At 34.3% G+C, this 25,007-nt stretch carries 15 protein-coding genes and 1 tRNA gene; 2 read left to right on the top strand and 14 right to left on the bottom strand.

All coding sequences use genetic code 11. The features are described from left to right. From ACVC43_RS14520 to ACVC43_RS14495, 6 genes are all read right to left on the bottom strand, one after another. Positions 1 to 2,784 carry an outer membrane beta-barrel protein gene (locus ACVC43_RS14520; protein WP_452225254.1) on the bottom strand — a complete coding sequence of 928 codons (2,784 nt, stop codon included), beginning with the start codon at positions 2,782 to 2,784 and terminating at the stop codon, positions 1 to 3. 114 nt (positions 2,785 to 2,898) lie between these two features. Further along, positions 2,899 to 4,206 (bottom strand): ribosome biogenesis GTPase Der, encoded by a 1,308-nt coding sequence (gene der, locus ACVC43_RS14515; RefSeq protein ID WP_452225253.1) that lies wholly within the window; start codon positions 4,204 to 4,206, stop codon positions 2,899 to 2,901. 77 nt (positions 4,207 to 4,283) lie between these two features. Beyond that, positions 4,284 to 5,165: a GTPase Era gene (gene era / locus ACVC43_RS14510; protein WP_452225252.1), complete on the bottom strand. Its 882-nt coding sequence runs from the start codon at positions 5,163 to 5,165 to the stop codon at positions 4,284 to 4,286. 136 nt (positions 5,166 to 5,301) lie between these two features. Beyond that, positions 5,302 to 8,808 (bottom strand): T9SS type A sorting domain-containing protein, encoded by a 3,507-nt coding sequence (locus tag ACVC43_RS14505; RefSeq protein ID WP_452225251.1) that lies wholly within the window; start codon positions 8,806 to 8,808, stop codon positions 5,302 to 5,304. Positions 8,809 to 9,276: 468 nt separating this feature from the next. Next, positions 9,277 to 12,081, bottom strand: a complete 2,805-nt coding sequence (locus ACVC43_RS14500) for a trypsin-like peptidase domain-containing protein (RefSeq protein ID WP_452225250.1) — start codon at positions 12,079 to 12,081, stop codon at positions 9,277 to 9,279. A 96-nt stretch (positions 12,082 to 12,177) separates the two neighbouring features. Beyond that, positions 12,178 to 12,636, bottom strand: coding sequence for an RNA methyltransferase (locus ACVC43_RS14495; protein WP_452225249.1), 459 nt, complete (start codon positions 12,634 to 12,636; stop codon positions 12,178 to 12,180). 247 nt (positions 12,637 to 12,883) lie between these two features. On the opposite strand from ACVC43_RS14495, the gene ACVC43_RS14490 reads away from it, so the two are divergent. Continuing rightward, positions 12,884 to 14,245 carry an acyl-CoA dehydrogenase family protein gene (locus tag ACVC43_RS14490; RefSeq protein ID WP_452225248.1) on the top strand — a complete coding sequence of 454 codons (1,362 nt, stop codon included), beginning with the start codon at positions 12,884 to 12,886 and terminating at the stop codon, positions 14,243 to 14,245. Between the two features lie 84 nt (positions 14,246 to 14,329). Here ACVC43_RS14490 and ACVC43_RS14485 read toward each other — a convergent pair. The 7 genes from ACVC43_RS14485 to ACVC43_RS14455 all read right to left on the bottom strand — a co-directional run bounded on the left by ACVC43_RS14485 (position 14,330) and on the right by ACVC43_RS14455 (position 23,363). Next, a tRNA-Met gene (locus ACVC43_RS14485) sits at positions 14,330 to 14,402 on the bottom strand. A gap of 117 nt (positions 14,403 to 14,519) precedes the next feature. Next, complete coding sequence (locus ACVC43_RS14480; protein WP_452225247.1) at positions 14,520 to 14,702, bottom strand: CPXCG motif-containing cysteine-rich protein; 183 nt, start codon at positions 14,700 to 14,702, stop codon at positions 14,520 to 14,522. Positions 14,703 to 14,776: 74 nt separating this feature from the next. Further along, entirely contained in the window at positions 14,777 to 15,595 is an 819-nt protein-coding gene (locus ACVC43_RS14475) for a Two component regulator three Y domain protein (RefSeq protein ID WP_452225246.1), read from the bottom strand. Between the two features lie 142 nt (positions 15,596 to 15,737). Continuing rightward, positions 15,738 to 17,054, bottom strand: coding sequence for a TolC family protein (locus ACVC43_RS14470; RefSeq protein ID WP_452225245.1), 1,317 nt, complete (start codon positions 17,052 to 17,054; stop codon positions 15,738 to 15,740). Beyond that, positions 17,044 to 20,241, bottom strand: a complete 3,198-nt coding sequence (locus tag ACVC43_RS14465; protein ID WP_452225244.1) for an efflux RND transporter permease subunit — start codon at positions 20,239 to 20,241, stop codon at positions 17,044 to 17,046. Before ACVC43_RS14465 ends, ACVC43_RS14470 begins: the two co-directional genes overlap by 11 nt. Beyond that, positions 20,241 to 21,377 (bottom strand): efflux RND transporter periplasmic adaptor subunit, encoded by a 1,137-nt coding sequence (locus tag ACVC43_RS14460; protein ID WP_452225243.1) that lies wholly within the window; start codon positions 21,375 to 21,377, stop codon positions 20,241 to 20,243. The genes ACVC43_RS14465 and ACVC43_RS14460 overlap by 1 nt, the downstream gene beginning before the upstream one ends. Before the next feature lie 78 nt (positions 21,378 to 21,455). Then, the gene (locus ACVC43_RS14455) at positions 21,456 to 23,363 is read right to left on the bottom strand and encodes an ABC-F family ATP-binding cassette domain-containing protein (protein ID WP_452225242.1); all 1,908 of its coding nucleotides are present in this window, start codon (positions 23,361 to 23,363) and stop codon (positions 21,456 to 21,458) included. A 90-nt stretch (positions 23,364 to 23,453) separates the two neighbouring features. Between ACVC43_RS14455 and ACVC43_RS14450 the strand changes: the two genes are divergently transcribed. Then, positions 23,454 to 23,837 carry a DUF983 domain-containing protein gene (locus ACVC43_RS14450; RefSeq protein WP_452225241.1) on the top strand — a complete coding sequence of 128 codons (384 nt, stop codon included), beginning with the start codon at positions 23,454 to 23,456 and terminating at the stop codon, positions 23,835 to 23,837. Here ACVC43_RS14450 and ACVC43_RS14445 read toward each other — a convergent pair. After that, a complete protein-coding gene (locus tag ACVC43_RS14445) occupies positions 23,834 to 24,889 on the bottom strand; it encodes an NAD(P)/FAD-dependent oxidoreductase (protein WP_452225240.1) in 1,056 nt (351 codons plus the stop codon). The two genes, ACVC43_RS14450 and ACVC43_RS14445, sit on opposite strands and share 4 nt — an antisense overlap. Between the last annotated feature and the right edge of the window lie 118 nt (positions 24,890 to 25,007).

Genomic DNA, 25,007 nt, shown 5'->3' with positions numbered 1-25,007 from the left:
TTAATCGAAAAAATAATACCCATTATCTTTAGTTTCTCCTTTAGAGCCTAAACTATTAAATTTCCAACTAAAACTTAACATAAAATACTGTTGTAAGACAGTACTTTGGGAATCTTCAATATAATCCTCGGTTGCTGTACGTCTTGCATTGGTATTTTGGTTTAATAAATCGTAAACCTTTAGAGTAATATCACCTTTATCTTTAAGTATGGAATAAGCTAATGTCGCATTCCAAAACCAAGCCGTTTTTTGAAACCCATCTGCAACATCCGGATTGTAATTAAAACTAATATCGTTTCGCCACTCTACCTTTTTTGGTAAAAATGAAGCGGTCCTTAAACCGGCTGAATGTCTAGTAAAATTTCTATCTTCAAAAGCATCAATATCAAACGCGTTTTTGGTAAATGTAATTCTATAATAGGGTTTAAATTCGAATACTTTATCCCAGATATAATCAACTCCAACATTAGGTGTAAAATTAGTGACGTTGCTAGAATATAAGACATCGTTATTAAAGTTTACATTTCTTGAAAAATTTGTCCAGGCACCTATTTTAAATTTTACTTTTCTAATAGAATCTAACTTAACATCTTTACTAAAACTACCATACAGACCTAAATTATAATTACCGTCTACGTTTTCGAAAGTTCTTGTACGTTTTAAGGTTTCGGCATCTACGGTTGTTTTAGAGACTACTTGATTATTTGCCACTTCGGCATTTGCATTTATATATAAACCTGTTCTTTTTTGCCAGTCGAAATTATTAAAACCTAAATACACTCTATGTCTATTTACTGGTTCCAGATTAGGGTTTCCCACTACTACGTTTAACGGATTAGAAACATCGGTAAATGCTTGTAGTTGTCGTAATGCAGGGGGATCGTTAGACAATCTGTAATTTGCATACACAGATGATTTTTCGCTAAAGCGATAGTTAATGTAGGAATTGATTTCTAAATTATTGAAATCGCGTTCGACGTTAAACTGCGGTCTCAATAAATCTTTATTTTCAAGTGTTCTTAAATTATAACTTACATTAAATCGCGATGACCATTTTTCGCCTTGATAGCTTAAGGCAACACCAGGAATACTTCTTGAATCTGTGTATTCAAAATCGGTACTTAAATCTATATTAAAATCAATAAACGCTTCCGAAACATCATCGAAATCGAAAGTACTCTTCCTGTTTTCGTCTTTATCACGAGCGTACTCGTATTCAAAATTTAAAAATAATTTTTTTGCTACAATTGGCAATCTGTAAGTAAACTCTGCACTTATACCATTACTTTTATTTTCTCCATCTGTGTATTGATTTCGAATAATCGATTCTGGATTGGTACCAAACACTTCGGTATTAGAATCTATAAAGTCATCGCTATCGTTTTCACGAATACTATTCTCTAATTCAAAACGTAAAAATGCTCCGTTCATTCCAAAACGCTTGGTCATAGACAACTTATTTGAAAACTCTTTGGCAATGCTTTCTACGTTAGAGTTTACTGAAGATTGATTGGTTAATACCTGATCTTCATTTAAGGTTTCATCGTAGCTATTAAACAGGGTCCTTGATTTAGAAGCAGTAAATGAAGGCTCAATATTAATTTGGAAGGTGGAATCTGTTTCAATCTCAAAGGCTAAATTGGCCGTGTGTGTATTGGTATCGTTATCTGAATTTGATGAAGAATTTGTGAAAAATCTTGAATCGGACAGAATGGTTTCTCTTTGGGAAGACGCGTCGTTCTCCGAGCTACTTCCGGAGTAAAAATAATCGGCAGAAACATCGGTAGTTTTTCCTATTTTATCTGCAATATTTAATCCAGCATTTTGCGACGTTGTAATTCCTTGCCCACCTCCAAAAGAGCGACCTCCAATAGAAAACGAACCGTTACTGCTAAAAGATGTATTACTACTGCGTCCAAACATTTTAGAAATTTCCCCAAAACTAAAGCCAGGCGAATTTGTATTGTTTCCTCCGGCCAGTATACTCACGCGCTGGTCGTTATCAAAAATATTTACCATGCCTGCAAACTCGTAACGCTCGTCTGTACCTGCTCCAGCAGAGAGACGACCAAAAGTACCTCGATTGTTTTCTTCTTTTATGGTAAGGTTTATGGTTTTGTTTTCTTTGTCTCCGGCTTCTCCTGTAAAGGCTTCAGATTTTGTTTTTGTATCTACAATCTGTATTTTTTCAATAATATCCTTTGTTAAGTTTTTTGTTGTTATAGAAGGATCGTTGCCAAAAAAAGGTTTTCCGTTTACCAATATCTTGTTCACTTCTTTTCCGTTTACCGTAATTTTACCTTCATCGTCTACCTCAACGCCTGGTAACTCTTTAAGCAAATCTTCAACGTTAGCATCTTTTTTCGTTTTAAAAGATTTTACATTAAACTCTAAAGTGTCTTTTTTAATAGTTACAGGTGCTACAGATTTGAGAATCACCTCGTCTAAAGCGTTTGATACTTCTAAAGAAATGGTTTCTAAATTATGAACAGCTTTATCCATTTTAAGCTGCTTAAAATAGGTTTTATAACCTATGTAGGAAACGTATAGATTTAAATAGTCGTCTCCGGTTGAGTCCTCTAAGGAAAACTCACCATTTTTATCTGAAATTGTATATGTAACTAGGGAGCTATCTTTTACACGCTGCATAAAAACGGTAGCTGCTTCTAAAGGGTATTGATCTTCTGCAGCAACTAATTTTCCAATAACTTTAAAATCCTTGGTTTGCGAAAAAGAGAAGGAAACGCACAAAAGTAAAGCGATAAATAGTAGGTTACGAATCATTTTGTTTGATTGGTTTAGTCGATTGGCGAAATCTATAGCGTTAGTTGAAAAACGAAAATAGCACACAAATAGTATGATTCTCTTAAAGGAATGATAAAATTTTAGATTGCAATGTTATTTTTTTCGCATGTAAACACTTACTGGCACACCAGTAAAATCGAACAATTCTCGTAATTTGTTTTCTAAAAAACGCTTATAAGGTTCACGAACATATTGTGGTAAATTACAAAAGAACGCAAACTGTGGTTGCGGTGTTGGTAATTGCATGATGTATTTTATTTTTACGAATTTACCTTTGTATGCTGGTGGTGGATAGTTTTCTATAATTGGTAAAAAGGTATCGTTAAGTACACTGGTTTTAATTTTTTTACTTCGGTTTTTATAAACCTCCACAGCTGTTTCAATGGCTTTATAAATACGTTGCTTTGTTAATGCAGACATAAATACAATTGGCACATCTGTAAACGGCTCGCATTGCTGGCGAATGTGTTTTTCGAAAGCGATTGTTGTTTTGTGGTCTTTTTCTACCAAATCCCACTTATTCACTAAAATTACAATCCCTTTACGGTTTCTTTGTGCTAACCAAAAGATATTTTGTACTTGCCCATCGAAACCTCGATTAGCATCGACAACTATTAAACAGACGTCGCTATGCTCGATAGCACGTACACTTCGCATTACAGAATAAAATTCTAAATCCTCTTTTACTTTAGATTTTTTTCTAATTCCTGCAGTATCAACCAAATTAAAATCGAAACCAAAACGATTGTATTTTGTATCTATAGAGTCGCGTGTAGTTCCTGCGATGTCTGTAACAATGTATCTGTCTTTTCCAATGAGTGCGTTAATAAAAGAAGATTTTCCTGCATTTGGGCGACCAACTACAGCAAAGCGTGGTAACTCGTCTAACTCTTGATCTTGTTCTTTTTCTGGTAAAGCTTCCACTAAAGCATCTAACAAATCTCCTGTTCCACTTCCATTTATACTAGCGACCGTGTAATAATCTCCTAAACCTAAAGAATAGAATTCTACAGCGTCTTCGGCGCGTTTTCCATTATCAACCTTATTAACCACCAAAAATACGGGTTTCGATACTTTTCTAAGCAGCTTAGCAACATCCTCATCCATGCCAGTTACACCAGACTCCACATCTACCATAAATATAATAGCATCGGCTTCATCGATTGCCAATTCTACTTGCTTATCGATTTCTTCTTCAAAAATATCGTCGCTTCCTTTTACATATCCTCCTGTATCGATTAATGAAAATTCCTTTCCATTCCAATCGCTTTTCCCATAGTGACGATCACGTGTAACACCACTTACGGCATCTACAATCGCCTCTCGACGTTGAATTAATCGGTTAAAAAAAGTTGATTTCCCAACATTTGGTCTTCCTACAATAGCTACTATATTACTCATATCTTATATTTTATCTGCATTACATATCCTGTAAGCGGCTGCAAAGGTACTCTTAATTAACGGATTATCAATTTTTATTATTGATTGTACCCAAAACGTTTTAATTGACGTTGATTACTACGCCAGTTCTTATTTACTTTAACATAAAGCTCTAAATGAATTTGTTTGCCAAAAAACTTTTCTAAATCCTTACGTGCTTCTACACCAACACGTTTTAACGCGCTTCCTTTATGCCCTATAATAATACCTTTTTGTGTTTCGCGCTCTACCATAATTACAGAGCGAATTCTAATAATATTTTCTTCTTCAAAAAACTCTTCGGTATCGATTTCTACAGCGTATGGAATTTCCTTTTTATAATGTATTAAAATTTTCTCACGAATGGTTTCATTTATAAAAAAACGCTCTGGCTTATCTGTTAATTGGTCTTTTGGATAGTAAGGTGGTGATTCTGGCAGTAATTCGATAATTCTATCGAAAACAGCTCTAACATTAAATCCTTCGAGTGCAGAAATAGCAATAATTTCGGCGTTTGGTACTTTTTCTGCCCATAACTGTACTTGTTCTTCTAATTGTTCTTGATTAGATTTATCTATTTTATTTAATAATAATAAAACAGGGATTTTAGCATTGGTTATTTTTTTAAAAAATGCTTCATCTTTTAGCTCTTTTTCGCCAATTTCAACCATATAGATGAGCAAATCGGCATCATCGAAAGCAGACTTTACAAAATCCATCATTGAGGCCTGTAGCTCGTAAGCTGGTTTAATTATACCTGGCGTATCGCTTAATACTACTTGAAAATTTTCTCCGTTTACAATACCTAAAATACGATGTCTTGTTGTTTGCGCTTTAGAAGTTATGATTGATAATTTCTCTCCCACAAAGGCATTCATTAATGTCGACTTACCAACATTAGGATTTCCAATAATATTTACAAAACCTGCTTTATGACTCATAGTAATTTTTGTTTTATAGACTGTAAAGTTACGATGTTTGATTTTTATATGGCAATTATGTAAGTAATACTTAAAAATAAAAAGGAAGCTCCTTAACAAAAAAGAAGCTTCCTTTGAAAATTAAAATACTAAATTATTAATCTTTAATTATTCGTAATAATTTAATTTTATCCAATTGCTTAATTTTAACAATATACATTCCTGTCTCTAATTTGTCTCCAAATTTGTAAGTTACATTGCTGTCAAACCTATCGTTAATTAATCTTTTATTGAATAAATCGTAAACTTCAATTTCAATTTGACTATTTAAATCTGTAGAAACATGCAAACTAAAAGAATTACTTGATGGGTTAGGAAACACATGAGCATCGAATAATTGTATTTCTAAATTTGCTTGTTTTTGGTCAACCATACATAATGGTCCATTATTACGGCTTTCGCCTGCAATGATTGTAAAGTCTCCAATAACCATCCCTACATAAATTGGTTGAGAACAACTGGTATGCAATTCACCAACTACTACTCCATTGACAATAAGATATATAGTATTAGAAATCCTGTTGTTCTTACCAGTACCAATAAATGTAAATTGCTCACTGGTAGAATGGGTTCCGCTATAAATTATTTCACCTTTCTTTGTTTCTATTTCAATATAAGCATTGGAAATAGCACCATTATACTGTAGAGTTAATGATACCATACCTCCATCGCACTCACAATCATCATCTGTTGGTGGTGCTGAAGGACAAGTGTCTATACTACTAACACTACCTTGACTATCAACATAACCAATAACTTGAATACCTCCTGCGAATGTTACACCCAAAATGTCCTGAGAACATGATGTATGAATCTCTGCTACTGATGTTCCATCTGAAAGCTCAAAGTTCTTCTCTAATTTTGTTCCGTTATTAGAGATCGTATAAGTACCATCACCATTATCTACTACGGTTCCAGAATTTGATGTAAGTATTGCACCAGATCCGCCTGGATATGCTACAGTGATTTCATTTAAACCTCCATTACATTCGCAATCGTCTGTTGGTGGTGCTGAAGGACAGGTATCTATAGTACTTACACTACCTTGACTATCAACATAACCAATAACTTGAATACCTCCTGCAAAGGTTACTCCTAAAATCTCTTGTGAACATGAAGTATGAATTTGGGCAGTTGATGTTCCATCTGAAAGCTCAAAGTTCTTCTCTAATTTTGTTCCGTTATTAGAAATTGTATAAGTACCATCACCGTTATCTACTACTGTACCAGAATTTGATGTAAGTACAGCACCAGAACCTCCTGGATATGCTATGGTAATTTCATTTAAACCACCATTACATTCGCAATCGTCTGTTGGAGGCGGAATAACCTCACATGGATTACATAAAGTATCTTGACTCCATACAATCTCTTTATCGCCTTTCACTTTTTTCGCAATAAACAAACCAGTCATAATTGTAGGATTGTTAGAAGCTCCCTTAACTTCAATGTCATCATCTTTAACATATATGCGAGCTGTTATATCAGAGCCTTTATCAATTTTCACATCATCATCAGCATAAATCACGACCATATTTCCAAGTGCGTTAAATGTTGTGTTTTCATCAAAGTCAATTCCTTTTTGTAAAACTACATTTGTACAGCCACTAAAATTAATAGTTGCATTCTCTTTGGTTTTAATTTTTTTCAAATAAATATTTTCATTTGTAAAAATTAACGTTGCGCCATCTTTAACTTCAACTGTTCCATAAGTATCTCCATTCAAAGTCATCGTTTGTCCATTTTGAACAACGATATCTTGATTAGAATTATAGTTTATTGAATTATTCACGAATACTGGTAGTGTTAGTACCGCTGGTGATAATATTTCTGAACCTACAGAACTGCTATTATCAATAGTTGTCGTTTGAGATTTTACAAACCCAACAACCTGACTAGAATTACGAACTTTCACCTTTCCATTATTAGAAGTAGTTCCAACTGCTCCAGTTGACACTAAATTATCATGGCGTAAATCCACTTCATCTTTAGCTATTATAGTATAGGATGATACTAAACTTTCTACATCGTAATTTGTAACAATGTATTCTTCATATGCTGTACAGCCATCAGAAGTAGTAATAGTTACACCATACGTTCCATTATCTAAAACATCTATAGTTTGAGTCGTTTCATTAGTAGTCCACATATAACTTACCGCTTCAGCACTCTCAGCTGTTAGTGTTAAACTAACACCTTGACATAATTCAGGTAGACTCATTGGGTCTATAACTACTGAAGGAGGTGTTCCAGTAACTTCCCAAGCACAAGTCGTGTCGTTAAACGTTGCTGTTTCATAACATGCTGTGGTTGGTTCTGCTGGTTGTGTTCCGGTTACTTCCCACATACATGTTGTATCATTAAACGTCGCTGTTTCGTAACATGCTGTTGTTGGTTCTGCTGGTTGTGTACCTGAAACTTCCCAAGCACATGTTGTGTCATTAAACGTTGCTGTTTCATAACAAGCTGTGGTTGGTTCTGCTGGTTGTGTTCCGGTTACTTCCCAAGCACAAGTCGTGTCGTTGAACGTTGCTGTTTCGTAACAGGCAGTTGTTGGTTCTGCTGGTTGCGTACCAGAAACGTCCCACATACATGTGGTATCATTAAACGTTGCTGTTTCGTAGCATGCAGTTGTTGGTTCTGCTGGTTGTGTTCCGGTTACTTCCCAAGCACAAGTCGTGTCGTTAAACGTTGCTGTTTCATAACAGGCAGTTGTTGGTTCTGCTGGTTGTGTTCCGGTTACTTCCCAAGCACAAGTCGTGTCGTTAAACGTTGCTGTTTCGTAACATGCTGTGGTTGGTTCGGTTGGTTGTGTTCCGGTTACTTCCCAAGCACAAGTGGTGTCGTTGAACGTTGCTGTTTCATAACAGGCTGTTGTTGGTTCGGTTGGTTGTGTTCCGGTTACTTCCCAAGCACAAGTCGTATCGTTGAACGTTGCTGTTTCATAACATGCTGTGGTTGGTTCTGCTGGTTGTGTTCCGGTTACTTCCCAAGCACAAGTCGTGTCGTTAAATGTTGCTGTTTCATAACAGGCTGTGTTTGGTTCCATTGGTTGATCACCAGTCACTTCCCACATACATGTTGTATCGTTAAATGTTGCTGTTTCGTAACATGCTGTTGTTGGTTCTGCTGGTTGTGTACCAGTGACAATCCAAGTACAGTTTGAATCATCATAAGTTGCCGTTTCCCAGCACTCTGTTGGAGGTGGATTACCTGATGAATTCACAAAAACCGTAATACTCGTACAATTATTAGCAGTTGCCGGACCAGCACTCACATAATAAGTAGTGGTAACTGAAGGCGATATATTATAACTATTCCCTGAAGTAATACCAACGAAAGAGCCACCGCAACTCCCTTTATAAATATACCAAAATGTTTCTCCATTCAAATTTCCATCAATTAAAATTTTTGTCCCTTTACCTTTGCATATATAATTATGAGTTAAGGACAATGAAGGTGGTGGTTGATTTATAGTTGTAATACTAACTTCTGTATCATAAATAGGTAAGATACTTTCTTCGTTAGAGTTTTTTGACTCTATTTCAGATATAAAGCTCGATTTTTCATAAAATTCAGAAGCTTCAATGTTTGATGAAAACATTAATGTTAAAAGCAAAGGAATCCCGAAGATTAAAATTTTATTAAAATACAGAATCGAGTTAAAAAAAAGAGCGAATTTAGCACAAGAGCTTTTGAACAAAAGCTCAATGGAGTTTAAGTTTTTCATGATAATATAATTGATTAATAGCATCTTAAAGTTCGAAAAAACTAAATGATATAACTAACAATCATGTTATAAATCGATAAGGGCAACAAAAAATCTGTTAAAACGAATGGTTTTCAATAATTTACATATAAAAAGTGGGTTTTATACTACGAATAATTGTTTGTAAATCAAGTCCTTGCCACACGAAACCCTCATTTATTAGATAATATCAGCTATCTTAAGCTTTATAACATATTAACAGTTGATGTTTTTATAAAAATTCTGACTAAAACAAGTTTTATTAAAAAAAGAGGCCGAAATAGTAATTTCAGCCTCTTTTAGACAAAATTAGTCCGTATTAAATTACTTCTTTACAAAACGAATAACCTGAGATTTAGATTCTAAATTTAATTTAATAAAGTACAATCCAGAAGCTAATTGCGAAGCATTAATTGTTAAGTCTCTTTGAGATTGAATTTGCTTTCTAATAATTACCTGACCTAAAATACTATATATAGTATAGTTTTCTGGTGTTTGGTTGTCTTTCGTTGTAATACTTAAAACATCCTGTACTGGGTTAGGAAATATCGAGAAGCTTGTAATATGTTCTTCAACAACACTTAAATTAGATGTGTCTTGTGCGAATAAAAATTCGCCGTCAATACCACTAAAAGCACCTGTTAACGTTACAGCATCTCCTAAAGCTCCAACTGTAGCCGGAACAGATTCTGTTCCTCTATATATATACAAATCGTTTCTTGTAGCACTACCTCCAGCAGTTGTTACTGCTGTTTCCCAACCTGCAACTTCTGCTTCAGTAAAATAGAAAGTTATGGTATTATCACCACTATTATTAGCGTTGTCTGCAGCTATAGTATACGCCTTATCCATTGCTAAAATAGGTGCTACAAATGTTTGAAATGCCTGACCACTATTGCCTTCTCTGGTAACTGACACGTTTACACAACCATAATTAAAATCATCATTATTAGTGATGGTAGACATGATATGTCCCGAGGTATCATCAAAAGCACTAATTGTTCCAGATCCAGGTAAATTACTATTTACACCAGAATTAATGGTTGTTTGCGGAAGTGCATTTCCTAAACCTTGAACCGTTAGATTATCGATGGCTAAGCCATACGCCCAATTTCCAAGATCATTATAAAGAATAGATATCATTACACTTGGTTGCCCAGCATAAGCTGAGAGGTCCATACTTAAACTTTCCCATCCTGAAGTGCTTGTTAAAGCGATACCTTCATTTACCCATGTTGTACCATTGTCTGTTGAGATTTGAATATAAGTTTCACTATCATATTGGTTTTCAGAATCTATATGTGTTAAATCGAAATTTAAGTAAGCTTCGTTATATAGCGACAAGTCCACCGCATTTGTAATAGTTATACGTTCCTGGCTCATATCGCAATTACAAGCGTCATCGTTTACAAATACAAAGTTGGTACTGTTACCAGCGGTTGACCAACTCGTTGATGACGATCCGGCAGTATTACTAATTGCAAAGTTTGAAGCACCATTTCCTGTTACAGTAAAAGCACTTAAATCTGTTTCAAAATCATCAGAAAAAAGAATCTGGCTGTTACCTATGTTTGGATCATAATCATTATCTCTTACAATTATATTATAGGAATTTAAAGTACTTAATTGAGCATCGCCTCCATTTGCGTTTAAAGCCAATGAGATGATTATGTTCTCGTCGCCTTCAACAAATGCATCATTAAAGACTCTTAAAGTTGCAGTTTTATTTGAATCGTCTCCTGCAGGAAAAGATACGTTTGTAGTCAGCAACTCGAAATCAATGTTATTAGTTGCAGTGCCTCCATTGACACTTAGTGTTACATCTGCGTTTTGAGAAGCAGGTTGAGCGATTCTAACGGTTAAATCAATATCCTGAAAAGCACAATCTGAAGCCTCATCAATTGGTTGTAAATTACTACTACTGGCCGAAACATAGGGTGCTGATGGATTATTGTCATCTACACCGCAACTTGGCATATTTGCTCCAATAGCAGCAATTAAATGATCACTTCTTCCATTAGACCCATTTGGGCATCCTCCTGTATTATGTATTGCAACTACTAAGTGATCGTTAAATCTAATAACTGGCGAACCCGAACTCCCACCTTCGGTATCTGCTGAGTATTCTACACGATCTCCCGGAGTGCCATTACCTGAATCTGTAACAATGGCGAAACCATTAACATCTCCACCAGTATCTGTTGTTACTGCAATTTCCTTACGTGCTCCACCTGGATGTTGAGGAATGTATATACGCTCATTATTGGTAACAGCTACAGACGACAAGCTTAAATAACCGTAAGTAGCAGTAGGGTTTACTGGTAAAGTTACCAAGGTGAAATCTAAACTAGCATCTGTTGTTACAAATGTTGCTGAAGTTGCTTGCAAATCGGATGTAGCATCAATAGTCTCGGCACAATTATCGTATTGATAATTAAATAAAAAATCGGTATTGTTGGCATCGGCAGCACTACCAATGCAATGATTATTAGTCATTACACTACCATCGCAACCTAATAACCAACCTGTACATAAGCCACCACCACCGATTAGCAATCTACACACGGCTTCGGCTTTACGACTCATTTCCGTACCATCATAGCAAACTATAGGCTCTTTGTCATCTACACTACATATCGATTCATAATTATAACCGTCTAATTTTTCTACAGCGGCATTAATTTTTTCCGGAGTATGACCGTATGCCACTCGATCTATATTAAAACCATAATTTGAAGTGTTATTTGAAATGGCATGCAATTCTATAATTATAGTATCGCTCCAAATGGTACCAGTCCAGAACTCACTAATCATTTCTTTATTAACACCAACAATTTTTCCTTTTTCTGAATAAATATATTCTTCATTTGAAGTAGGACTATATACCTTTAAAAAATCACCAGTTTTTAAATCAAAAGCATTTATATGCAGTTTTATGTAAGCAGAACCTTTATTCTTAAAGGTTTTTTTATAAACAATTCCAGTTTTAGTATTATTAAAATAATTGGTTGAAGACGTTAAGTCAAGCGGAAATTCATCTGCTATTTGTAATGGTTTTCTATCTTGGGCAGATACCGATAAAAAGCTTAAGGTGCATAGCAAAAATAGAATAAGTAATTTAAATTTCATGAAGAGTAGTTTAGGAAAATAGTTAAAAATTTTAACGAATATAAAAAACGTAATTTACTTATTTAATATATAGCGTATCAATTTCTAAAATAGTAATTAAGATCTTGGCTTATTTAAACCTCTATCGTAGAGCACGATGCTTCCTGCTACAGATACATTTAAACTTAATTTGCTTTTAAACTTTACTAAATGATGGGATTTTTTAATAGCTGTTTTGGATAAACCATGATCTTCTGCGCCTAATAAATAAACACAGCGTCTTGGATGATGAAAGGTTTCGAGCGCTTCGGCTTCTTTAGTTAATTCTACACCAACCAATCTGGCACCTTTTGGTAAATGTTTGTAAAATGCTTCGAAATTATCGTAATGAAAATAAGGCATTGCTTTTACTGCATTATGCGTATCGCATGCTTGCTTGGCGTAACGATTTCCTATTGTAAAAATAAAGCTGGCTCCTAAATTTTGAGCCGAACGCCAAAGCACTCCTAAATTCTCTGGTGTCTTACCGTTTTGAATACCTATTCCAAAATATTCATTTTCAAAATTATCTAACATTTAACAAAAATAATAAAGTTAGATAAAGAAACTGATTTTGCTTTTTAGTTTGTTGTATCGGCAAAGAAGTGTCAATAGACTATTAGAAGAAGTTATTATAAAATCGTCTTGATTATTAAATTAGGAAAGTTAAAGGAAAAGGTGTTTCTTAACAATACAAAAACAGAGGTCTTACAAATGCCTTATCAGCTACGGTATAAAGGAAAAATGCTCAAATAATTTTAATATAGATTATAACAAAAGGATTATGGAACTTTTTAAAAAAATAAAACAGATCACACATTTAATGAAAGAAGTCGATTTTAAGGAATTGGCTAAAATTTCTGAAAAAATAGATTTACCTAAAATCATGAAATCTGTTGGTGAGTTAGACGATGCGCAACTTAAAGGACTTATGAAAATGCTTACTGAAAAAGCAAAAAAAGGACAGCACAAATTACCTCCTATTGATGGTGATTTCTACGATTACGACTTAAAACTCACACAAGAGCAGCGTGCCATCCAAATGAAAGTTCGCAACTTTATGGAAACCGAAATAGAGCCAATTGCAAACCGTTATTGGAACAAAGCTGAGTTTCCATTTGAAATTATCCCAAAGATGGCAGCATTAAATATTTGCGGTGTGGCTTACGAAGGCTATGAGTGCCCTTCTTTGCCATTTATTATGGAAGGTATTATTGCAGAAGAAATTGCACGTGTAGACGTCTCTATTTCAACATTTTTTGGCGTGCACAGTGGGCTTGCTATGGGCTCCATTTACCTTTGTGGAAGCGAAGAACAAAAACAAGAATGGTTACCAAAAATGCAAAAAATGGAAGCCATTGGCGCCTTTGGCTTAACCGAACCCAATGTTGGAAGTGCCGTCGCTGGTGGCATGGAAACAACTTGTAAAAAAGTTGGTGATGAATGGGTTTTAAACGGACAAAAAAAATGGATTGGTAATGCTACTTTTGCAGATGTTATTATTATCTGGGCAAGAAATGTTGAAGATAATCAAGCAAAAGGGTTTCTGGTGAGAAAGGGTAACCCAGGCTATAAGGCTGAAAAAATTGAAAATAAAATGGCATTACGAACGGTACAAAATGCCCTTATAACATTAACAGAATGTAAAGTTCCAGAGCATGACCGTTTGCAAAAAGCAAACTCATTTAGAGATACTGCTAAAGTGTTACGAATGACCAGAGCTGGAGTGGCCTGGCAAGCTTTAGGTTGCGCCAGAGGTGCTTATGAGAGTGCTTTAAAATACACCAAAAAGCGTGAGCAATTTGGCAAACCCATTGCAAAGTTTCAGCTTATTCAAAATCATTTGGTAGAAATGCTGGCTAATCTTACAGCTATGAAAGCGATGGTATATCGTTTATCGGAATTGCAAGATCAAGGCCTTTTAACCGATGAGCATGCCTCGCTCGCCAAAGTATTTTGCTCTATGCGAACGCGAGATGTTGTGAGTCGTGCTCGTGAAGTTATGGGTGGCAACGGTATTTTGTTAGAATATGATGTCGCAAGATTTGTTGCAGATGCTGAAGCAATTTATTCTTACGAAGGAACCAAAGAAATTAATACGTTAATTGTTGGCAGAGCCATTACTGGCTATAGTGCTTTTGTATAGAATAGCTAAAAAATGATAAATAAAATGCTTTATTAAAAATGCAATAAAAAAGCCTTTCAATTTCTTGAAAGGCTTTTAACTTAGTAGCGGGAACTGGACTCGAACCAGTGACCTTCGGGTTATGAGCCCGACGAGCTACCTACTGCTCTATCCCGCGATTTAAAATTTAAAATAATTACTTAGCTTTTAACTTTCGGTTCATAATGCCGACCAATTATTTTGGACTGCAAATATACAATCAATTTTACATATTACAAGCATTAATTACAAAAAATTATTGCTCAATATTTACAGCCTGAAAACCAACAAGTTCTGTCGCTTCAAAATGTGGAGATATTTGTATTGGGTTACAGCAAACCTCACAATCTTCTACATAAGTTTGAGTTGTTACACTGCTATCTAAGAGCATAGAAATAGTTTCCCAGCAGTAAGGACATTGAAAAAAATGCTCTATCATAATTAAACTTTTTGTAAAAATAAAAAAGAGCCAACTAAATCGCTGGCTCTTTAAACAATATTTTTAGCTTTAATCTAATCGCGCTCTACAACATAAGTATCGTTAAACGTTAAAAAAGCATTTCTAACACTTGCTCTATCCTCTACCACTGTAGCATATTCTACATCCATGTTGTTATCGCTAACCATTAATGTGTTTAGCTTCACTAATTTGCTGAATTGTAATGGTAAATTGCCAGTTAATTTATTATCTGAAAGGATAAGCTCTTCTAAGTTTTTTAAATCTGTTAACGTTAAAGGGATGCTTCCTTCTAACTTATTATCTATTAAACTTAATTTTTTAAGTTGCATTAAAGTTCCTAATTCTGCAGGAATTTTTCCTGTTAAAAAATTACTTCCTAATTGTAATTCTTTTAAGTTTTTTAAAGAAGCTAATTCTACTGGGATTTCTCCTGTAAACTTGTTACTGTACAGTGCTAACACTTCAAGATTTTTTAATTGTCCTAAAAATGAAGGAATGTTACCTTCTAACTGATTTAAAAACAGTTCCACCTTGGTTAAGGCTTTTAACTTTGAAAAACTAACAGGTAATGTTCCTGATAATTTATTAAAACCAAGATTGATTTCTCTCAAAGCCGTTAGGTTTCCAAGTTCCTTAGGAAGGGTTCCATTTAAATTATTGAAAGGCAGATTAAGTGCTACAATTTTGTTGTTTTCAACAGTAACGCCATACCAGGTATTAACATCTGCTTTTAAATCCCATTTTTTTGTCCACTGCTCTCCGTTGGTTGAAGTATGTAAGGCTATTAAAGCTTCTTTTGCAGTGTTCGAAATATTTGCAAAGCTAAATAGCGTTGCAAAAAGACAGATTAAAGTTAGGCTTAAATGTTTCATGGTTTAGTTTTTGGGGACTAATATGAATCAAATTTAAACCCAATGAAGTTGAAAAACAAATTTTTTCGACGAACAACACTATTGATTCAGGTAAAATCAACAAAAATTTAATTATTTGTCAATTTAATCGATGAAATGCAGTTTAAAATTGTGTGTTTAATAATTCTCCGCTTAATTGAAGTAGTTCTAATTCGGCTAATTTGGCAGAAAATTTAGCTTGATTTCGGCTAACTTCGGTATTTAAAAGGTTTAATTGGGCTTGCCTAAATTCGATAGAGTTTACCTGTCCAACTTTAAATTTTTCCTGAGTACGGTTAAAATTATTTTGCGCTGTTAAAATATTGTTTTCCTGAAGGTTATAAATCTCTAATTTATTTTGATAATTATCCCAAACATTATTAAAATCGCGTGTAATACTAACCAAAAGGTTCTCTTTTTCAAGCTTTTGCGTTTCTAAATTTACCTTTGCGTTTCTAACTCTGGTTAAGGTGTTACCACCATCAAAAATATTCCAGGTTAAATTTAAACCTGCAGATAAACCTGTATTTGTTGACACAGCAACAAACGAAGCGGCATTATTATTGTTTTTACTCCACCCATAAGTTCCAACAAGACCAACCGTTGGTAAATAAGCCGTTTTGCCAGTTTTAATATCTAATTCGCCAATGGCAATATTTTTTTCGGTTTGAAGTAATGCTATATTTCGCGTCTTTGCTTTTTGAAATAAACTATCTCTATGGTATTGCAGAGCAAAAAGCACTTCGGTTTCAACAGTAAAATTACCCTCTAATGCGTCGCTCAACACCACATTTAAATCGCGTTTGGCATTTTTTAAATCTTGCTTTGCGTTAATAATATTAATACTATCGTTAACGATATCAACTTCAGCATTTAAAACGCCTAACTTGGTGTTTTGCCCATAATCGAATTGGTATTGTGCTCGTAACAATCTGTCTTTAGAAATTTTTAATGTTTCTTCTAAAGCTGATAAATTTTCGGACAACTGTGCTACGTTATAATACACTGAAAATAATTGCAGTATGGTGTTTTCTATCGTTTCGCGGGCTTGTAATTCGGAAAGCTGATATTGTTCTTTTAAACTCTTGTAATTGTATCGTCTTCCTAAGCCATCAAATAGCGTGTAATTTAAACTTAATGAAGCATTATAACGATCGCTTTCTGCACCATTTAAAACGGTTGTTGTGCCATTTGAGAACTCTGCTTCAGTATTATCTAAATTATAAGTTGCTCCGGCATTACCTGTTAGCGTTGGTAAATAACCTGAGTTTAAAATACTTGCATTATTCTCTGCAATGGTAGTTGCATTATTTGCTATTTTAATGTCGTAATTATTTTCTAATGCTATTTTAACCGCTTCTTCTGGTGTTAATAAATCTTGTGCAATCAAGTTTGAAACACAAAACAATAATGCAATTATAAGGCTGTTTTTAATGCTCATTTTCTTCTTTCTGTTCTTTAATAGCACGTTCAACTTCTTCTTTTGTAATATCTTTTCCGGTAATTAGCCATTTTCCTTTTTGTTTTATTCTATTGTTAAAAGACAAAAATAATGGTAATACAAGTAATGTTAAAATGGTTGCGTATGCGATACCAAATGATATGGATATAGCCATTGGTTTTAAAAATTGTGCTTGTCTACTCTTCTCTAAAAGTAAAGGTGCTAATCCTGCAACCGTAGTTAAAGAGGTAAGAAAAATAGCTCTGAATCGCGATTTTCCAGCTTCGGAAAGCGCAACATCGAAAGTCATTCCCTCTTTTAAGTTTCCGTTAAATTTACCAATTAATACCAAACCGTCATTCACCATAATACCTATTAACGCAATAATACCTAACAAGGATAGAATATTTACAGGAAAACCTAATAGCCAATGTCCCCAAGCAACTGCTGTTAAACTAAAAGGCACTAATAAAATTAATAATATGGGCTGACTGTAACTTCTAAAGGTAAAAGCTATGGTAATATAGATTAATAGCAAAATGGGTATCCCAGCTTGGGCTAAGGAGCTAACAAGTTTATCTTTTTCTCTGTTTTGCCCTTCGAAAGATGTTGTAATTGTTGGATATTTAGACTGAAGCTTTGGGATAAAGCTGTTTTTAATTTCGTCTAAAATATCTGTGCTGCTTGTGCTTGGATCTTTTAAATCGGCAGAGACTTTAATTTCTCTAAGTCCTTCTAAATGATTGATTGCAACATCTCCTCTTTCGATGGTGTAGTTGGCAATATCTTTTAAGGTAACACGCTCTCCCGATGGTGTTAAGATTCGCATATCATCTAAATCGTTAATGGAGTTTCTATTTGGTCTATCGTAGCGTACCCAAACTCTTATTTCATCTTGTCCGCGCTGAAAGCGTTGCGCTTGTGCTCCAAAGAAACCAGCACGAACCTGGCTCATTACTGTACTTAAATTTAAGCCTAAAAGGTAGGCACTTTCCTTAAGCTCTAATCTTATTTCTTTAATACCTGCTGGATCATTATCCTCAATATCTTTTAATAAAGGATTAGATTCTAAATACTCTTTTAACTCGGTTTTAGATGCTTTAAGTTCTTCAATATTATTACTTAATAATGATACTGAAACAGGGCTACCTCCAAAATTACCACCAGATCCAAATATTAAACGTTCGGTTCCTACAACCGGACCAACTAATTCTCTTAGTCTATTGGCAACCATTGAAGAGGTAATAGCATCCGGACGCTCTTCACCTGGCAACATATTTAGCCGTAATGATGCACTCGAGCTACTATTAAGGCTTAAAATGGTGTTTTCAAAAAGTTCTTTATCTGTGCCCTTTAGATATTGTTCTGTTAATTCTTGATTGACTATAAATGATTTTTTTTCAATCATAGAAATAATGGAATCTGTTACTTTAACATTGGTGCCGTTGGGCATTTCTAATTGAATTGAAACTGTATCACTCGCAATACTTGGAAAGAGGGTAACACCAATAATGCCACCACCAATAGACCCAAAGGTTAGCACTAACAGTGCAACAAAAATTCCCAATGACAATACCTTAAATCTAAGCACAAAGTCTAAAACTGGCGAATACACTTTGTCTCTTAAAAAAGCCATAAACCTGTCTCCCGCTCTGTTTATTCCTCTCATTTTAGAAAAAAACAGTTTCATTTTAGAAGGGTTTTCTTCCTTAACTGGCGGTCTTAACGCTTTAGAATGTGCCAAGTGTGCTGGTAAAATAATTAGTGCTTCGATTAAAGACACAAGTAGCGTAAGTATAACGATTACAGAGACTTCTCCAAAAAACTCACCAATTCTGCTATCTAAGAATAAGAATAGTGAAAAGGCTAATATAGTAGTTATAATCGCTGAAACTACTGGTGGAATTACTTCCATTGTACCATCTATTGCAGCCTGTTTAGGTGTTTTTCCTTTTTCATAATGCTGATATATATTCTCTGCGATAACAATACCATCGTCTACTAAAATCCCGATAACGATGATCATTCCAAATAACGACAAGACATTTATGGTTACATCAAACTGGCCAGCGAAAATAAACATTCCTAAAAAGGAAATAGGCAAGCCAAAAGCCACCCAAAATGCTAAACGTGTGTTTAAGAATAACGATAGGAATACTAAAACCAACAGCATTCCAATAATAGCATTCTCAGTAAGCAATTTAGTACGCTGGTTTAGGGTTATAGAAAGATCTCTAACTACATCTAACCTAACATTATTATACTTTTGATTGTAAGCCTCTATGTATTCTTTAACTTTATCTGCAGAGGTGATTAAATCTTCATTGTTTGTACTTGTAACTGTAATATCTACCGATAGCTGCTCATTAAAATAGGTGGCATTTGGTGTTTCGGAGAAACGATCTCTAAGAATTGCCACATCCTTTAAACGCACTACTTTTCCATCTCCAGAGGCTTTTACAATAATATTAGACAACTCATCGCCATAATATTGCTTGTTGTTGGCTCTAATTAAATACTCCTCGGCATCAGTTTTTATGTTTCCTCCTGTTACTAATATATTAGAAGTGCTCACCGCATTTGCGACGTCACTAAATGTAAGGTTATAGGCTAATAAACTATTTTCGTTTACTGCTATTTCTATTTCTTCTTCCGGGTAACCAGAAACTTCTATTTGCGAAATTCCGTCGATGCCTCGTAAATCGTTCTCTACCTGCCGTCCTAATTGCTTTAATGTGGCTAGCGGAACATCTTTACCGCTTAACGCGAAAGAAATAGTTTGGCGTACTTCTTCATTTTTTGAAACCACCAAGGGCTCCATACCTGTTGGAAAAGTAGGCACTCGATCTACCGCATTTTTCACTTCTAAAAGCATAAAATCTATATTCTCGCCTTTTTCAATTTCAACAGTAATCGTTCCGCTATTCTCTCGAGATACAGAAGTTACACGATCAACACCTTTTAATCCTTTTAAATTTTCTTCTATTTGAAGCACAATACCTTCTTCAATCTCTTGTGGTGAAGCTCCAGGATAGGCAATGCTTACATTTATTATTTTAGAATCTACTAAAGGAAAAAAGGACGATTTAAGCGACATCACACCTAAAATACCAAATGCAAAAAATGCAATAATAAATACGTTTACCGCTACATGGTACTTAATAAAATAACTTATTATTTTTCTCATTATTTCGTATTATCGTTAGTTGCAGATTCTTCAACAAAAGGTGTTACCAACATCCCAGAATACGCACCTGGAACCGGACGCTTTAAGATAACAGTGCCATTTGGCACCTCTTTTAAAACGACTTTAGTATCAGAAAAATGAACAGGCTTTGCTGCAATGACATCTAAAATACTATCTCTTATTACATAAATTTCTTGACTATCTAAAAGTAAGTTTCTATCAATTTCAATGGCATCTTCAATGCTTTTAGCATTTAAGTTGGCTTCTAAATACATACCTTCCTTTAGCTTGTCATCTTTAACTTCTATAAAAACAGTGATTGTTTGCGTAGTAGCATCTATACTACCATTGACGCGAGAAACTGTTCCTGTATAATTTTCTGTTTTATCTAAATTGGTAAGTGTAACGGTTTCGCCTACTTTTAAAATGTTTGCAAACGATTTGCTAATTGCTACTTCCATTTCATAAACAGAGGGATTGATAAACTCGCCTAACTTCTGCCCGTTTCGTATTAGCGAACCTTCTGTTGCCAATGCTTCGGTTAAAATTCCGGAAAAAGGCGCTGTAATAGTATATTTAGATAAACGTTGCTCGAGATTTTTAACGTTGAAATAATTGGTAATAATACTTCGTCCTGTAATAAAGTAATTTTCTTTATCTGATGTAATTTCTGGCAATTTTGGTGTTGTTTTATTTAAATCGAAACCATTTAAATAGGTTTGCCATTTTTGATACACATCTGGAAAATCTAATCGTAAATCTGGCATAATTGCCGAAATAGAATTGTACAAATTACTTTTTGCAGACTGCACACTTGCATAATACTCTGCGGCATCAACACGAATTAAAACTTCTCCTCTTCTATATTCTTGACCTGGTTTAAACAAGTGCTTTCCAGAACGGAATATGCCTTGTACTTCAGAATATAGTTCGACTCTTTGCTTCGCAGTTAAGTTTCCATTTGCAGGAATAACTATAGGAATTGTACTATTTTGAACCGTATCTGTAAATACGGTTTTAATAACTTTTGCCGCTACCGGCTTTGGTTTATTTTTGTTTTCGATAAGGTTTTTAGCAAATAGAAAAGAAAATACAATTAGTAAAACACCAATTATGGATAGTATAATTTTGCGCATTTATTTGGTTTTGATGGTAAGACCACAAAATTAAACTATAGTTTAAAGGATAAACGTTAAAAAAAACCTAAAAGACTTTTAATTGTATTGCTCTAAAGCGATGGTAATTTCTTCCCATTTTGCCATTAAAGCTTCCAAAGTGTCTTTCTTCTTTTGATAGCTTGTAAAAAAATCTTTATCTGAGACCACTTCATCATAATTAGTGGCCAACTCGACATTAATTTCTTTAAGCTCTTTTTCTAACTGATTGATTTTAGCTTCAGTATTACTTAATTTGTTATTAAGTGATTTTATTTTCTTTTGGTCTTCGTAAGACTGTTTATTTTTTTCTTTAGGTGTTTCTTTTGTTACGGTTCTTTTTTCTACTTCACGAAGGTTTTCAACCTGGCGTTTTTCAAGATAATAATCGATATCGCCTAAATACTTCTTTATTTTTTCGTCTTTAAATTCATAAACCGTACTTGTTAATCCTTGTAGAAAATCCCTATCGTGCGACACCAATATTAATGTGCCTTCAAAACGCTGTAGTGCTTCTTTTAATACGTTTTTAGATTTGATATCTAAGTGGTTAGTAGGCTCATCCATTATGAGCACGTTAAAAGGCTGAAGCATTAATTTTGCTAATGCTAACCTATTACGTTCTCCTCCGGACAATACACGCACGTACTTTTCTACCTCGTCGCCTCTAAATAAAAAAGACCCTAAAATATCACGCACTTTACTCCTATTCGTTTCGTTTGCGGCATCAATCATTGTGTCTAAAACGGTTTTGCTACCATCGAGATATTCGGCCTGATTTTGTGCGAAGTAACCAATTTGGACATTGTGTCCTAATTTTAGATATCCTTCGTGCTTTAAATCGCCCACAAGAATTTTAGCTAAGGTAGATTTACCTTGTCCGTTTTGCCCAACAAAAGCTGTTTTTGCATCACGCTCGATCATGATACTTATATGCGATAATACCTGGTTGTCTCCATAGTTTTTTGATACATCCTCGGCTTCAATTACCACTTTTCCAGGTGTTATGGATACTGGAAAATTTAAAGTCATTACACTATTATCGTCTTCATCGACTTCAATTCTGTCTATTTTGTCTAACTTTTTTATTAGAGATTGTGCCATAGTTGCTTTACTGGCTTTGGCTCTAAATTTTTCGATAAGCTTCTCTGTCTGCTCAATTTGCTTTTGCTGATTTTTTTGAGAAGCTATTTGTTGTGTTCTAATTTCCTCACGCAACACCAAATATTTGGTGTAAGGTTTGGGGTAATCGTAAATACGCCCTAAAGATATTTCTATAGTTCGGTTGGTAACATTATCTAAAAACATTTTATCGTGAGAGACTATTGCTACAGCTCCTGTATAATTTTTAAGAAACCCTTCCAACCAAATTATAGATTCAATATCTAAGTGGTTTGTAGGCTCATCGAGTAGTAATACATCGTTGTTTTGAAGTAACAACTTTGCCAGCTCTATTCGCATTCTCCACCCTCCGGAAAAAGTATCTGTTAATTTTTCGAAATCTTCACGCTTAAAACCTAAGCCTTGCAGGATTTTCTCCGTTTCGCCTTGATAATTGTAACCGCCAATAATTTCGTATTGATGTTGTATTTCGTTTAAATCAATCATTAACTGGTTATAGCCTTCACTTTCGTAATCTGTACGCTCGGCTAATTGGTTATTAATCGTTTCAATTTTTGCCTCTAATGCTTTTATTTCTGTGAAGGCTTCATAAGATTCTTCGAGAACGGTTCTTCCAAAAGTAAAATCGATATCTTGTTTTAAGAAACCAATTTTTAATTCTTTATCTGCCGCAATCTGTCCAGAATCCGGTTCTAATTCTTTTGCAAGAATTTTTAACATTGTAGATTTTCCAGCACCATTTTTGCCAATTAACCCAACACGATCGCCATTACCTAATTTAAAGGTAATGTCTTCGAATAAATATTCGCCTTGGAACGAAATTGATAGATTATGAATATTGAGCATTGAATTTAACTATGAGAAATGAATAAAAGAATGAATAGTAAATAGTAACTTTACAGTATTATTTAGCAATTGCAAAAGTACACAAATTATATGTTTAAAAAAGGATCCAAAATTTACGCTATTATTACTGGTGTTTGTCCCAAATGCCATGAAGAATCCATGTACACTAACAAAAACCCTTACGTTGTAACCGAGCTTTTTGGTATGCATGAAAAATGTAGCAACTGCGGTACGCAATATAAAATTGAACCTTCTTTTTTTTATGGATCTATGTATGTTAGTTATGGTGTAGGCATTGCTTTTGCTGTAGCAGCATTTGTTATTAGTTATTTATTTTTAAACTCATCGCTTAATATAGCTATAGTAGCTATTGTAGCATCTCAAATTTTGTTATATCCTGTAATTGTTAGACTTTCCAGAAACATCTGGATTAGCTTATTTATGAGTTACGACAAATCTAAAGCTAAGACTTAGCGTGCAAATCGTGCTATATCGATTTCTTGGTCTAAATCCTGGTTGTTTTCTATAAGATTATAGAGTTTTTTGGCTGCGTAAGGTCCAATCATAACACCTCTGGTTCCTAAGCCATTTAGCACATACATATTTTGTATATCTGAATGCGAACCCACCAAAGGTCTTCTATCGGTTACTGTTGGTCTTATCCCTGCCACTTGATTAACCACTTTAAAATCGCAGTTTATTATTGTTTTAAGCCTGCTTACAAGCTCATCTCTTGCCTGTGAAGTAATACTATTGTCTTGTTGCTCGTGATTATACGTTGAACCTATTCTGTAATAATCATTCCCTAAAGGAATAATAAAAACGCTTGATTTAATTACAACTTCTATTTTTAATGCTGGTGCGTAAATGGTTAATAATTCACCTTTTGTTCCCACTAATGGCAAGAAATTAAAGTAAGGGTTATTTTTAAGTCCGAAACCCTCTGCAAACACAATATTTTTTGATTTGAAATTATTGTAAACAAAACCGGTTTTGGTATTTAAGGATTTATAATCGAACCCTGTTTCTATTAATTGATTACTCTTTTTTAAATAGCGTTTATACTGTTCAATTAATAATTTTGTATCGATACGGCCAGTTTGCAATACTTCCCCAAAACCATAGGCTGCATTTACATTGTTATTGATATTCTTATGTATTTTAGGCAGCATGTAGTTGCTTAATCTTGTTTCATCAGACTTTACAAACCAGTTATTCTGTTCTTCTAAAGAAGAAAAACGCCTGTAAACAGGAATTTTATAATCGAGTTTTATATTTAGACGTTGTTCAATTTTCTCAAAAAATGGGATGGCAAGTTCAAGTTGTTCTTCACTTTTCCAGACTGTTGTAAATCTTTTTAAAATTACTGGATTGTAAAGCCCACCTGCAACTACAGAAGATTGTTGAGAGCTATTATCGAAAATAATAAACGATTTGTTATGCGCTATTAATTGCTCAGAAAAAGCAATACCTGCCAAGCCACAACCCACGATAATGTAATCGATAGTTTCTATACCTTCTTCCATTTTATGCTTAAATTTTTCAATGTGCTAAGATAATAGTTTCTTTTCCACACCATAAGTACAAACGGAATAATAAATTTAACAAACAAAAAACGCTCACTTAAAAGTGAGCGTTTAAAAT

The organism is Lacinutrix chionoecetis, from assembly GCF_053604665.1.
The sequence above is the reverse complement of the archived record's forward strand: the minus strand, read 5'-3'. Positions and strand labels throughout refer to the sequence as shown.